Origin of the sequence: Lactobacillus sp. UMNPBX1, assembly GCF_002554085.1 — a bacterium.
Classification (GTDB): Bacteria; Bacillota; Bacilli; order Lactobacillales; family Lactobacillaceae; genus Lactobacillus; species Lactobacillus crispatus.
Window position 1 is genome coordinate 19014 of record NZ_PCZI01000009.1, and the last position, 13488, is coordinate 32501.

Genomic DNA, 13488 nt, shown 5'->3' on the forward strand with positions numbered 1-13488 from the left:
GTTTCTGCAGCAAATAATTTTTACACGCATCATGCCAGGATTGAAAAAGTAAAGCAGGGCTATGTTATGACCTTAAAAGTTGAGGTAAAGCATGGGATGGTGACCAAATTTCAGCCGGTTTCACTGGGAATTGGTTCAATTTCAAACCTGCGTTTTACCAAACAAGCTGGCAAGGATATCTGGACTTATCAGGTCCACTTCAAGTCGCTAAATCAGTTGAAGAAGCAGGCTCAGGGGAGTCTGCGCTTGAGCGTACCAATTGCCAATATTCATGATCGTTTGTTTAAGGTCTGGTTTGCTTTTGGTGTAAAAAATGTGGCGCACAGTTCGACTGTAAGCAAGGCATTAACCGAAGCAAATAGTAGCACTGATTCAAGTAGTACTAGTGATGCTATTCCTGCAGCTAATGACGACAGTAGTAAAGATGCAGAAAATGCTACAAGTAGCGCTCAACCGCAGTCAAAGCCAGTTAAAAAGCAGCAGTCTTCTTCAAACTCTAGTGTAAAACCTGGGGCAAAGTTGACACCCAAGAAGAAAAAGATGGCGACGATTGCAGCGGTGGAATATCCATTTTTGCCTGTGATCGCAGGCTTTTTAGCATTTGATGCTGCAATTATTGGTTTGGCCTTTTACTTAAGAAATAAAATTTTGAAGAGAAAGAAATAATGAAAAATATAGCTAAAATTATCTCTTTTCCTTTCTTGTTGCTAACTTGTTTGTTTATTTTTGGTGTGACTGTTAGTGCACAAAGCGTGAGTTATCGTACTTACAAGTATGGCACGCATCAGACCTCGATGGCTGATGGCTACTATGCGCGTCCTGCTCAGGTTGTGGTAGACGACAATCAGTACCTGGTAACGATGACAATTCGCACTAAGAAAGATCTAAGTCCCTATCCGGTTCGGGTGTTAACGATTAATGGACAAGCACCGCTAAACGTAGTAAAAACGCGGCATGGCAGTGACTATGATTATCGCTATAGTTTTCGCACTAATAATTTAAAACGTGATATTTCTAGTCAAATTAAAATAGATGTGCCACATGTTTACCAAGCAACACACAATATTACATTTGCTTTTGACACTACGCAATTGCCTAAGTTAACAAATAAAAAAGAGCGAGCAAGTCATGCAGAAAGTGCGATAAAACGTAGCGCGCCACAGGTGAAAAACAAGAGTGTTAAGCCTAAGGAGCAATTGGCACAAAAGAAGCAAGCGGCAATAGCTAACAGGCAAATAGCGCAGAATGCACGCAATCAACGTGCTAATCAACAAAGGCAGCGAAATTTTTATTATGTTATTTTGGCTGGAGTGCTTAGTTCGTTAATTTTAATTGGCGTTGCTGTTTTGATTGTCGTAAATGCCAAGGAAAGAAAAAGTAAATGAAAAAACGTAAAGGATTAATTATTGGTTTAATTATATTTTTAGTAGCAATCATCGGAGTGGCAATTGGTGCTAAACGATTGATTGATCAAAAAGTTGCCAATAATGAAAAGATTGTTGCCACAAGTGCAGCGATTACTGAAATTTTTGATAAATTGAACGTTAATTTAGCAGGGGTTCCAAAGACGCAGGCTAAGTTACCAGCACGCTATCAAAAGGTGCCCAAGATTGGGGGTCCAATGAAGCCAAGTGTTGAAAAGATTGCTTCTTTGAATCCCACTCGTGTCTATGCAGTCTCAACTTTAAAAGATCAGTATGATCAATCATTTAAAGAACAAGGCGTTAAAGTTACATATCTGAAGCTGGATTCAGTAGCTGACCTTGAAGCTACACTGAGTTCATTAGGCAAGCAGTATTACCGGCAGAGACAGGCTGATTATCAGATTGGCTTAATCAAAAAAGCCGTTAAAAAGGCTAAAGCACGTGTTCACGGTCGTAAGCCTAGAGTATTGATCTTGATGGGCTTGCCTGGCGCTAATTACATGATTCTAACTAATCGATCATATTTAGGTGATTTGGTCAGAATAGCTGGTGGGGAAAATATCTATCACTCTGATAGTCAGATCTATTTGTCACCAAGTAATGACTCGCTAGCTACTAAAAATCCAGATGTCATTTTGCGATTAGAACATGCTTTACCAAATGTAACTTTGCCACAATTTAAGCAAGAGTTTAAGAAAAATTCTGTTTGGAAGACGATGAAAGCCGTAAAGACAGGCAGAGTTTATGACCTACAGCAACCAGACTTTAATGCTTCAGCTAACATGAATGTTTCTCAAGCATTGAATAAATTAAGCAACTGGTTGTACCCTGGAAAGTGATCAAAATGAAGAAAAAGGTAATTTGGATAAACTTGATTTTAGCAGTTTTGTTAATCAGTACGATTTTCTTTGCATTAACTCACGGAGCAAGCAATTTTTCAATGCAAAAGATGACTAACAGCCAATTGAATATTTTGTTTAATATCCGTGTCCCGCGGATTATTTCGGCACTAGTAGCAGGAGCTAGCCTCTCTGTTAGTGGTGCCTTTTTTCAGGCAACTTTGCGCAATCCGATTGCAGAACCTGGAATTATGGGGATCTCTAGTGCAGCCAGTTTATGTCAATTGCTAGCGGTTATTATTTTGCCAGAAATTTTCTTTGGTAAAATTATTTTCGCGATTATTGGCGGACTGCTAGCGTTTGGGCTTCTTTTATTATTCCAAAAAAAGATGACGCCTTATCAGTTAATTATCATCGGAGTGGCATTGAATGCGGTGTTCACGGGGATGCAGGAAGTTTTCACTAATAATCAAAATAGTGGCAGCAGCCTGGCCACAAGTAGTTGGGGATCAACAATGTATTTATTGGTTATTGGCATAATAGGGCTGATTTGCGCGATTTGTTTTATGAATTGGGCTAATTACTTAAAGATCAATGATGAAGAGCTGACGTCTTTAGGTGTTTCTGCTAAAACCCTGCGTTTAGTCTTGATGCTAATTGCAGTGGTTTTGGCCGCAACAACAACGGCTTGCATTGGTGTTTTAGCCTTTATCGGAATTATTGTGCCACAGGTTGCTCGTTTGCTTTTGGGATATGATTATCAAAAAATCATTCCATTTTCGATTTTTGCTGGAGCTTGGTTTTTATTGTTCGTTGACACCATCGGCCGGGTAATTACAGCGCCAAACGAGATTGCGGCTAATATTATTTTGGCTATTGTTGGTGGTCCAGTAATGATTTTAATTTTATGGAAGAGGCAGAAAAATGCTTAAAGCGTCGCAGATTGATTTTTCATATGGGTCAAAACAATTATTTAATCAATTCTCTCTGAGCCTGCAGGAGAACCAGATTACGACTTTAATTGGTCCTAATGGATCTGGCAAGTCAACCTTGTTTCGCTTGCTTACACGGGCAATAAGGCCGTCTGCGGGGACAATTACGCTAGATGGGCAAGATATCTGGCAGCTAGCTGCGAAGGATTTTGCCAAAAAGGTAGCAATTGTCCACCAGCAGAATCAATTGTATGATCAGATAACTGTCAAGGAACTGGTTAAAATGGGGCGTCTGCCGTATCATTCCTTGATGGGGGATGAAGAAAATGGATCTGCTCGCCTTCAACAGATTATGCAGGAGCTAGAGATTGCTGATTTGGCAGATAAGTTTATAGCGCAATTATCTGGCGGTCAGCAGCAGCGTGTGTGGCTTGCTACAGCACTGGCGCAAGAGCCGGAATATCTTTTTCTAGATGAACCAACAACATACTTGGATTTGTATTTTCAGTATCGCTTTTTGGATTTAGTGAAAAAATTGAATCGAAAGCAGAATTTGACGATTTGCATGATTTTGCACGATTTGAATCAGGCTTTGCAATATAGTAATCAGGTAATTTTGCTCAACCAAGGCAGGATTCAAAAGCAGGGCAGGCCAGAAGAGGTAATTACGGCGCAGGCGATTAGGCAAAACTTTGGCATAGATTGCGAGATGATCGAAACTGAGCAGGGAAAAGTCTTGTTAATGGCAGGTTCTGAGGCAAAATAAAAGACCACGAGAAAACTCGCGGTCTTTTTTTGTAATAATAAATTATTACTTGTTAACTTCATCCTTGAAGCTCTTACCTGGCTTGAATGCTGGAACGTTTGATGCAGCAATTTCAATTTCCTTACCAGTTTGTGGGTTACGACCCTTACGAGCAGCACGGTGACGAAGTTCGAAGGCACCGAAGCCAACCAATTGAACCTTGTTACCTTCAGCAACATTGCTCTTAACGACGTCGATGTAAGCGTCCAAAATAGTGTTAATGTCTGTCTTAGTAGCATCAGTCTTTGCAGCGATTTGATCTACTAATTGTTTCTTAGAAATAGTTTCCATGAAAAATACCTCTTTTAATATAAACTACGATTACTTATTTTAACAGTAATCCGCGTATTTACAAGGGGAAACAGCCTCTTTAAAGAATTTTTTTAAAAAGGAAAGAAATTCTATGTATTTGAAGCGAAAAATATTGTATTCGCTATCAAAAATGTAGTTCATGTAATGATTCTTTTGTTTTGATTTGAAAAATTAACTTTTTTCAAAAAATTTAGACATTTTTTGCGTAATAAATGATGGGAGACAAGCCTAAATTTTGAATTCCAAATTTTGTACAGTGATGGAATATATAAGAGAGGTGAATAATCTTTAATTACACAAATCACATCCTCGAAATATGCTTAAACAATATCAATTAAGAACGTTGAAGAATGGATTAAGAATGGCAGGTATAAGACTATGAGCCTACTAACTTATAAAGGTTACCAAGGTACTTATCGAAGTTGAAAATGATACTTTATTTGGCGAAGTCTTAGGTCTAGAAAATACTTTTATTTCTTATGAAGGAAATTCTCTGGCAGAGTTGAAGAAAGATTTCAAAGCGGGTATTGATGATTATCTTGAGAATTGTCAATTGAATCATGAGCAACCAGAACAGGCTAACCAAGATGCAGCTAAGTTACAGTTGCAAAAATTATTATTAACATCATTAGCGTGATTGGAACAAAATAAAGCTCGAAACTTCTACAAATTGTAGTAACTTCGAGCTCTGCATTAATCTGTTTTTATTCAATACAACGCATGCTATTACATATTGGCAAATCGATCTAGTTCATCATGTGTTCCTAATGCAACCAAAACTAGGATTAGTTCATGTGTTTCTTTATCAGTCCGGTAGTACAATAGCCAATCGTCATTATATTGACGATTAACGTGCATTTCGCGATTTTTTCCTACAGGGTGATCTTTATGTTTGGCTAGAAATTCTTTGTCATTGGTTAATATTGCTTCAACACAATCATCAACATAATCCATTGGATAATGTTTTCTTTCATATCTCTTGTAAGCGCGGTAGTAGCGCTTGGTAGGATTAACTTGCATGATTATTTCCGCATGGCCTTTTTGTATTCTTCAAAAGAGCTATAACTTCCATGATAAATGTGATTATCAGCTTCATAGTTCGCTTCATCTAGTTCTGTCATGGGTCTTAGTTCTAAAGGAATGCCATTACTTCTAACAATAGCTTTGAAATACATTCTAATTCCTGTTGATATATCAACCCCATATGAAGCAAGAATATCTTGAGCTTCTTTTTTTAATTTATCATCGATTTTTACACTAATTTGAGCCATAGTACAACCTCTATTCACAAAATGTATTACTTTATCTATATAGTACTATATACTATAAATACAAAATATCAATTTTTAGCGTTTGCTTTTAAAAGAATTTTAAAAGATTATAGGTAGTCTTATTATGAATACTAGGGGAAAAAGCTAAAAGTGACATTTATATCTTTAATCGTAATACACCAGCAGAAATTTAAACATAAACAAAGCTCGAAGCTTCTACAAATTGTAGTAACTTCGAGCTTTTTGTAACTATTCAGAAAAGATAATTTAGCGGTCTTCGTGGTTAGTGAAGTAACGGTAGTCCTTACTCTTGTCGAACAATACGGCACGAGCGTTTTCACCGTTGGAGATTGAGAAGATAGCGTCAGGGTACTTGTTCTTAACTTCATCTTCTACCAATCCTCTAAGCATTTCGTTGTTAGCTAAAACTGAACCGGTTAAAGCAATCTTCATTGGCTTAGGATCTTCGTAACGGTCAAGACCGATGATGATGTCACGGGCTAACAGATGAGCTTGTTTCTTAATAACTTTGATTGCATCATCGCTGCCTTCATCAGCAAGTTGTGCAACGTGAACAGCCATTCCTGCAACTTCTGGGTTAGACATCTTGTAGAATTTAGCGTTACATTCATCCATGTGTTCAACGCCAAATAATTTAGTAAACATTTGAATCAAAGCGTTGTCTTCACGCTTGTCCCAGCTAAGAAGAGCAGATTGCATTGCTGAACGAGCAATTGCGTAACCTGAGCCTTCATCACCTAAGATGTTGCCGTAGCCACCAACTGCGATTAAGTGGCCGTTTTGTAAACCGTTGTAAACTGAGCCAGTACCGGCAATTACTAAGGCACCGTCATCACCTTCAAGACCAGCGTAAAGTGCTAAAAGTGAATCAGTAATAGCACGAGTAGGTAAGTTGTTAATTCTTGATGAAATAGTTGCGGCAACTTCTGGAGCATTACCGACAACTGAAAGACCGGCAATACCAACAAGAACGCGCATGCAGTCACCATCAACCTTGTCGATCAATTCGTTGATAGTGTCAGAGATATTCTTAATTCCGCCTTCGTAGTCAGCGTTAATTTGGCCTGGGCCGCCTTCTGCACGACCGATTTCCTTGCCAGTTTCGTCATATGCGATTGCAGTTGAGTGGGTACCACCTGCATCAACACCAATTTGGTATTTAAGAGCCATGTTGTAAATCTTCTTTCTATATTAATTTATCCGAATGATAACGTATACATTGTATTATATTTTTATACAGTAGGTCTAGTAAAAGTTTTGCTGTTAGCGCTAACAGCGGCTTTTTTCTTGCAAATTAATAAAATTGTTAAACTAATTAAGCTAACCAACATCCCCAGTAGAAGAACCCATGGTACATAAATTAATGTAATTTGATGTTTTCCTGGACTCAACTTGAAGTTTAAAAAAGCATTCATGAACAAGGTTTTATTCTTGTTAATTATTTTGCCATTATCTAAAACTGACCAGTTAATGTTATTAGGAATAGTTGACGCCAATGTCATCATCTTCTTCGTTGTGAAATGATTAGATTTGATGATCAAAGCAGATGTTTGTTTAAAGTTTGGTTGTTTTTGCTTAAAACGATGTATAATCTGCTCGAGCTTTTGTGTGTTTAAGCGCCAGAAGTGAATGCCACTAAAGTCGAGTTTATCTTTTTTTAGTTCAAAAGTAACTTGCAACCGTTGACCACGCTGGTGGCTACCTAGATTAATGAGACGGGCATTTTGATCACGTACTGCCAGATTAATATTAGCACCATTAACTGTCATTGAAATGGCATTATCATCGATCTCACCGGGCATTTCAATGTAGTAAGAATCATCAGTCTGTGGTTTGAAATTGAAAATGATGCGTGCGATTTGCTTATTGTTTTTACGATTATATTGTAGTTGATCGTTTTTCATACTAGTTACATTAATTAATTTTGCTTTAGGCCAATTGATCTGCTTAAACAGCTGCACTTTTGCCCCTGTAACTGCTTGAAAGAATTTGGTTTGATTACTAGTAATATCTAGAGAGTTAAAATTGATTTTTTGCGTTTTTTGTGATGTTAAAAAGAGTAGGGGCAAAGCGGCATTATTTTTCACTAGATATAGTTGGGCAAAGCGTTTTTGCAAATGATAATCGCTGGCATCAACGCGGTGGTTGGAATTGTCATACTTCATTTGCTTACCAGACTTGATCGTTGTGATTTCATCATTGGGCAAAAGATAATATTTGATTCCAAGTAAATCATCTGTCAAAGTAGTTCCGCCAAAATTAGTGTAGGAATTACTATTGTTTAGAAATCCAAGATTGTTGATCAGGTTGAGTACTTTTTGATCAGAAATCGAATTAAAATTACTTAAACCGTAATAACCAGCGCTAAAAGGATCATCATCAGAACGATAGAAAGTCTTTTCAGTTCGGTAAAATCCAGAATCATGTTGATTTGCGTATTGTACTGCTTGGCTGACATTAGTGGTAAAGTTCTGATAATCGCTATTTTTTTGATAAGCTAAATTGCCTAGACATAGTACTAGGTTGACGATTAACTCAAGCTCGATAACTAAATAGAAAAATGGCGCGGCAAAACTGTGTTGATGATAAATAAAGCCAATAAACAAGATTCCGAGGGCTAGAAAAGCTCCCGTGGCAATCTGCGCATCTTCAGTTAGAAAGTCAAAATGTGAGGCATTAAATACTATATAAATAATTAAACCTAAAGAAAATAGAGTCAGAAGTCCGGTCTGCCAATAAGCTATACGTTCTTTTTGTTCTAATGCAATAACGCCTAGATTTAGCGCAAAAAAGATCAACACAAAGCTGAAACGACCAGGATACCAGACAGGGAATTGGCCTAAATGCCAGAGTAAAACCAGTGGTGTCCAAAAAAGAGAAGCAATTAAGAAAATGAGTAAAATTCCGTTTGCTAATTTACGCTGCCAGTTAATCTTTTTACTTAAAAAATATAAAATTGTCAGCAACAAGAAAGGCATTGTCAGATAAATGTTGGGCATCCCTTCCTGCATTTCATGAAAGTTATAGGCCCCTTCGGCTAACTTAGTCAGCTGTTCAACTGGAGAAAACTGCCAGCCCAAATTCCAGGAGGCAGTAGAACTAGCCTTGCCTTGCAACATTTCAACCAGAACGGGGAAGAGCATAAAGGCATTTAAAAATGAACCAGCGATACTTTTTCTTAAATAAATCCAGTTAAGGCGTAGGCGCTCCTGCTTATTAATGAAGAAAATTTTGCTTAACAGATAAAGCAAACCAAAGGCTAATGCCATAAATCCGGTATAAAAATTAGTGAACCAAAGCAAAAAGGTAATTAAAATTAACTTATTTTTTCGTTGGGCCAGCAAGCGGTCGATGGCATTAATCAATAAAGGAAGCAAAATCACAGAATCAAGCCACATCAGATTATAGTGATTGCCAATAACGTAGCCTGAAAGGGCATAAGCCGAACTAGCCGCTAAAGCGTAAAAGTGATTAGTGATTTTTTGCTGCCAATAGTAGTAGGAAGATAGTCCCGCCGCTCCAATTTTTAATGCGATAATAATTAAAATTGCTTGTGGCAAAAAATGTTGCGGAAATAAAAATAAGAGTAGATTGAAAGGACTGCAGAGATAATAGGCATCAGTTGCTAGCATTGAACCGCCTAAACCATTAGAAAAGGAATAGATTAAGCGCAAGGGATGGGAGAACAAATTTCGCCTGAAGAAGGCAAGAAAATCAACATATTGTTGACCTAAGTCGACAGTGAGCACTCCATTTTTGCTGTAGAAAAAGTAACTCAAGAAAATCAAAGCCGGTAGCAAAAAACTAAGCCAGAAAAAAATATTTTTACGATTAATTGCAATGTGTCGTGAGTTAAGAAATTTAAGCATCATTAAAAATTATATAAGCTCCCTTATGAATTGTAGAATTGATGTTTACTTTTTGTTAAAATACATCTAGTTTTAATAAAGGTGATTTACGTGAATTATTTTAGAAAAAATAGTGGGACTGGCTCAAACAAGCATTCCTCAACTCCAATTAGAATGCGAATCATTCTAGGGGTAATTTTAGTCCTCTTTGCCATGTTAATTGGGCAATTGGCTTATTTGCAACTAGTTTATGGTTCACGTTTCAAGGCAGAAGTGCAAAAAACTGATTCAACTGTTGTTTTGCATCAAGTGCCACGTGGTGTCATGTATGACTCCAAAGGCCGCGTTTTAGTAGGTAATAAAGCAACCAATGCTATTACTTATACTAAGAGTGCCTCGACTACAACAGCAGATATTTACAAGATATCTAATGCCTTGAGTAATTATATCAAGATTAGCGATGAAAAGCCGACAAAGCAAATGGCAGCAGATTATTATTTAGCTAATGAAGATAATAATACTAAGATATCTAATGCTTTGCCGAAGTCAGCCAAGATTGATGCTGATGGCAATAAGAAGACTTCAGCTGAAATCTATCAAGCGGAATTGGCTTATGTTGAAAAAATGAATCCTCAACTAACCACTCGGCAAAAAACAGCGGCTTTAATCTTTAATAAGATTTCAGGGGCTTATACTTTATCCACGATTTATATCAAGAATAAAGGCTTAACCGATCGTGAAATTGCCCAAGTAGGTGAGCACTTATCAGAGCTTCCTGGTGTGGGTATCGGAACTGACTGGCAAAGATCTTATCCAAATGGTTCATCTATTCAAAGTATCATTGGTTCGGTTTCAACTGAAAAATCTGGTTTACCAAGTGATAGCTTGCAGTACTACTTAAGAAATGGTTACTCACGTAACGACCGAGTAGGTACTTCCTATCTTGAAAAAGAATATGAGCCACTTTTGAAGGGAACTAAGTCGACTAACCAGGTTATTACTAAATCGAATGGTAATATCCAGCAGACTAAGACTGTTTATAATGGTCAAGCCGGTGCCAGCTTAATGTTAACGATTGACGCTAAGTATCAAAAGCAAGTACAGGCTACTTTGAAACGGGTTTACAGTACAGCTGTTGGTAACGGTGCAGCAAGATACTCTAATGGTGCCTATGCCGTGGCGATGAATCCTCAGACTGGTGCTTTGCTAGCTGTAGCCGGGATTAATCGAAACACGAACACTGGTAAAACGACTGATAATGCTTTAGGTGTAATTAACCAATCCTTTGTTATGGGATCAGTTGTTAAGGGGGCTACTGTTGGTGGTGGATTAATTAATAAGGTTATTACTCCCGAAAACAATACTTTGCCTGATACGGCAATTTATTTGCCAGGTTCACCAGTTAAAAAGTCAGTTTATCCAGTTGGTACTTTCAGTTCATTGGATGCTGAAACAGCGTTGGAAGTCTCCAGTAATATTTACATGATGCACTTAGCAATGAAATGGGTTAAGGCTAGTTATGTACCGAAGAGCTACATTCATATGCCAAACGATGCCTTTGACATTTTACGGCGTAATTTTGCTATGTTTGGCCTAGGTCAAAAGACAGGCGTTGACCTACCTGGTGAAGTGTCAGGAATTGAAGGTAAGTCATTTAATGACAAGGGTAATATTCTTTCCGGTTCTGTACTTGATCTAGCTTATGGTAACTATGATGCTTATACACCAATTCAACTAGCCCAATATGTGTCAACTATTGCTAATGGTGGTAAGAGATTGCAACCTTATATTGTGCAATCAGTTGGTAAAACTAGCAAAAATGGCAAGAAGATTTACATTAGCTACAATAAGAAGCCAAATGTCCAACAAGTAATTCCTTGGACGCTTGCGGAACTTAATGTGGTTCAAACAGGGTTCTATCGTGTTGTTCACGGTACGAATGGTTGGGGAACTGCTCACCCATTGAAGAATGTTAAGCCATCAATTTCTGGTAAGACTGGTACTGCACAAACTTTCTACTATGATGCTGAACACCCTAATAGAAAGCACAATATCGAATTGATTAACGCAACCTTTATTGGCTATGCTCCATCGAAAAATCCAAAATTAGCAGTGGCGGTTGTTTTCCCAGGATTAGACCCTGATGGTGAAGGAACATACACATTGCAAGTTGCCAAAGCAATGGTACAAGATTATTTCAAACTTCATTCAACAAAATAAAGAATAATACTGGTCAAACAGCTTGAAAAATGCTATTCTAGTACAGTCAGAATAAAAGTGTAGGTGGTGAAAAAAATGGCAGATAACATCATTTTAGAATGCACCGAATGTGGCGATAGAAGTTACTTATCTAAGAAGAACAAGCGTAAGCATCCGGAACGTTTATCCTTAAAGAAGTATTGCCCAGTTGAAAGACGCGCAACACTTCACCGTGAAACTAAGTAATAAACCAAGATAGCAGGCTACGTGCCTGCTATTTTTTGTTTTTTGGACAAAAAGATGGAAAAATCAGAATTAAGAAAAGAACAAATCAGTAAATTAAAAGAATTTGCCAATACTAAAGAAAAAAGAGCAGAAGATGCGATTTTATTAGAGAAATTAATGTCGACAGATCTAATTAGAAGAAGTCAGACGATTGGGGTAACTGCTTCTTTACCACTAGAAGTAGATACTTCTGAATTAATTGCTTGTTTGTGGGATAAAGGAAAAGAAGTTTATCTGGCAAAGGCACGAGGCGATCAAAATCATACTTTAGACTTTTTACGCTATACGTATATGAGCAAATTGGTAAAATCTAAATTCGGTGTGGAAGAAGTCGCCGATGAAGATGCGAAAATCAATAATGATTTGGATTTAGTCATTGTGCCAGGTTTAGCCTTTGCCTTAGATTCGCATGTTCGACTTGGCTTTGGTGGAGGTTATTATGATCGCTTTTTGGCTAAGCATGATCCTAAAACTGTTGCTTTAGCCAATAGCAAGATGACGTTCGATACTAGCATTTGGCCTATCGAAAAAACCGATATTCCGGTTCAAACAATTGTTACTCCTGATAAAATTTATTAAAATAGTCACAATGACGAAGATAAGGGGGATTAAATGAATACTCAACGAAAAATTAACCTCTCACAATCATTTGTGACTTTAGGAATTTTAGTAGTTTTATTAATAATCTTTTTAGTTGAAGTGTTTTTAGGTGGCTCAGAGAATACCGATGTCTTGATGAAAATGGGAGCCATGAATAATTTTGCCGTGGTGGCTGGACACCAATGGTGGCGCCTATTTACGGCCCAGTTTTTGCATATTGGCATCATGCATTTGGTTTCTAATGCCATTATTATTTACTACATGGGGCAGTATATAGAGCCATTAATGGGACATGTGCGCTTTTTAGTAACTTATCTTTTAGCTGGGGTCGGCGGCAATCTAATGAGCTTGGCTTTCAGTGCTGATCGCGGCTTAAGTGCTGGTGCCTCAACAGCCTTATTTGGTTTGTTTGGAGCCATGACTGCCATTGGCTTGCGCAATTTGCATAATCCAATGATTGCTTTTTTAGGTCGACAAGCCTTTGTCTTAGCATTGATTAACTTAGCGCTTGATATTTTTGTGCCTGGAATTGATATCTGGGGTCATATTGGTGGCTTAATTGCCGGCTTCTTATTAGCGATTATCTTGGGCGATCGTGTAATGAAGACCTACAATCCTAAGTGGCGCGTATTGGCTGCTGCAGTGTTAGTCGTATATGTTGTTTGGACGGTTAGAACAGGAATGATAATTAATTTCTAATGAAAACTCTCTACGATGTACAACAATTATTAGAAAAATACGGAATTTTGGTTCATGTTGGCAAAAGAATTTGGGATATTGAATTAATGGCTTTAGAGCTCGACAATATCAATCGTGCAGGTCTGATTGACCAACATGATTATTTGATTGCCAAGATGATTTTGAGTCGAGAACATCGAATTGAAGTCAAAAATGAACAAAAAAAGGCGCTCAAAGATCCGAAAAATGATAGCCAGTAAATTAGTTTAGCGGT

16 protein-coding genes are annotated in these 13488 nt (G+C 37.7%); 11 read left to right on the forward strand and 5 right to left on the reverse strand.

Annotated features, from left to right (window positions below; all coding sequences use genetic code 11):
- Positions 1–66: 66 nt before the first annotated feature.
- The 5 genes from CP352_RS06125 to CP352_RS06145 are packed head-to-tail and all read left to right on the forward strand — an operon-like array spanning position 67 to position 3961.
- Positions 67–666: a hypothetical protein gene (locus CP352_RS06125; RefSeq protein WP_089143599.1), complete on the forward strand. Its 600-nt coding sequence runs from the start codon at positions 67–69 to the stop codon at positions 664–666.
- Positions 666–1385, forward strand: a complete 720-nt coding sequence (locus tag CP352_RS06130) for an NEAT domain-containing protein (protein WP_013086642.1) — start codon at positions 666–668, stop codon at positions 1383–1385. Before CP352_RS06125 ends, CP352_RS06130 begins: the two co-directional genes overlap by 1 nt.
- Positions 1382–2263, forward strand: a complete 882-nt coding sequence (isdE, locus tag CP352_RS06135) for a heme ABC transporter substrate-binding protein IsdE (RefSeq protein WP_057726865.1) — start codon at positions 1382–1384, stop codon at positions 2261–2263. The genes CP352_RS06130 and isdE overlap by 4 nt, the downstream gene beginning before the upstream one ends.
- 5 nt (positions 2264–2268) lie before the next feature.
- Complete coding sequence (locus tag CP352_RS06140) at positions 2269–3195, forward strand: iron ABC transporter permease (RefSeq protein WP_013086640.1); 927 nt, start codon at positions 2269–2271, stop codon at positions 3193–3195.
- Positions 3188–3961, forward strand: a complete 774-nt coding sequence (locus CP352_RS06145) for an ABC transporter ATP-binding protein (protein ID WP_089143597.1) — start codon at positions 3188–3190, stop codon at positions 3959–3961. The genes CP352_RS06140 and CP352_RS06145 overlap by 8 nt, the downstream gene beginning before the upstream one ends.
- Positions 3962–4006: 45 nt before the next feature.
- Here CP352_RS06145 and CP352_RS06150 read toward each other — a convergent pair whose 3' ends face one another.
- A complete protein-coding gene (locus CP352_RS06150) occupies positions 4007–4291 on the reverse strand; it encodes an HU family DNA-binding protein (RefSeq protein WP_005719832.1) in 285 nt (94 codons plus the stop codon).
- A gap of 523 nt (positions 4292–4814) precedes the next feature.
- Here CP352_RS06150 and CP352_RS11470 point away from each other — a divergent pair.
- Positions 4815–4949 (forward strand): hypothetical protein, encoded by a 135-nt coding sequence (locus tag CP352_RS11470; protein ID WP_005719831.1) that lies wholly within the window; start codon positions 4815–4817, stop codon positions 4947–4949.
- Between the two features lie 89 nt (positions 4950–5038).
- Here the strand turns inward: CP352_RS11470 and CP352_RS06155 are convergent, their stop codons facing one another.
- The 4 genes from CP352_RS06155 to CP352_RS06170 form a co-directional block, all read right to left on the reverse strand.
- Positions 5039–5332 (reverse strand): type II toxin-antitoxin system YafQ family toxin, encoded by a 294-nt coding sequence (locus CP352_RS06155; RefSeq protein ID WP_089143596.1) that lies wholly within the window; start codon positions 5330–5332, stop codon positions 5039–5041.
- Between the two features lie 2 nt (positions 5333–5334).
- Positions 5335–5583 (reverse strand): type II toxin-antitoxin system RelB/DinJ family antitoxin, encoded by a 249-nt coding sequence (locus CP352_RS06160; protein WP_005719828.1) that lies wholly within the window; start codon positions 5581–5583, stop codon positions 5335–5337.
- A gap of 267 nt (positions 5584–5850) precedes the next feature.
- Complete coding sequence (locus CP352_RS06165; protein ID WP_005719826.1) at positions 5851–6774, reverse strand: N-acetylglucosamine kinase; 924 nt, start codon at positions 6772–6774, stop codon at positions 5851–5853.
- Positions 6775–6836: 62 nt separating this feature from the next.
- Positions 6837–9473 carry a YfhO family protein gene (locus CP352_RS06170; RefSeq protein WP_198995329.1) on the reverse strand — a complete coding sequence of 879 codons (2637 nt, stop codon included), beginning with the start codon at positions 9471–9473 and terminating at the stop codon, positions 6837–6839.
- A gap of 90 nt (positions 9474–9563) precedes the next feature.
- Here CP352_RS06170 and CP352_RS06175 point away from each other — a divergent pair, with 90 nt between their 5' ends.
- The 5 genes from CP352_RS06175 to CP352_RS06195 all read left to right on the forward strand — a co-directional run bounded on the left by CP352_RS06175 (position 9564) and on the right by CP352_RS06195 (position 13474).
- Positions 9564–11672, forward strand: coding sequence for a penicillin-binding protein 2 (locus CP352_RS06175; protein WP_089145493.1), 2109 nt, complete (start codon positions 9564–9566; stop codon positions 11670–11672).
- Between the two features lie 75 nt (positions 11673–11747).
- On the forward strand, positions 11748–11897 hold the full coding sequence (rpmG, locus tag CP352_RS06180; protein WP_003548272.1) for a 50S ribosomal protein L33: 150 nt from the start codon (positions 11748–11750) through the stop codon (positions 11895–11897).
- A gap of 54 nt (positions 11898–11951) precedes the next feature.
- Entirely contained in the window at positions 11952–12515 is a 564-nt protein-coding gene (locus CP352_RS06185; protein ID WP_089147092.1) for a 5-formyltetrahydrofolate cyclo-ligase, read from the forward strand.
- Between the two features lie 33 nt (positions 12516–12548).
- On the forward strand, positions 12549–13235 hold the full coding sequence (locus CP352_RS06190) for a rhomboid family intramembrane serine protease (protein ID WP_098034889.1): 687 nt from the start codon (positions 12549–12551) through the stop codon (positions 13233–13235).
- Positions 13235–13474, forward strand: coding sequence for a YqgQ family protein (locus CP352_RS06195; protein ID WP_005719816.1), 240 nt, complete (start codon positions 13235–13237; stop codon positions 13472–13474). The genes CP352_RS06190 and CP352_RS06195 overlap by 1 nt, the downstream gene beginning before the upstream one ends.
- Positions 13475–13488: the final 14 nt, after the last annotated feature.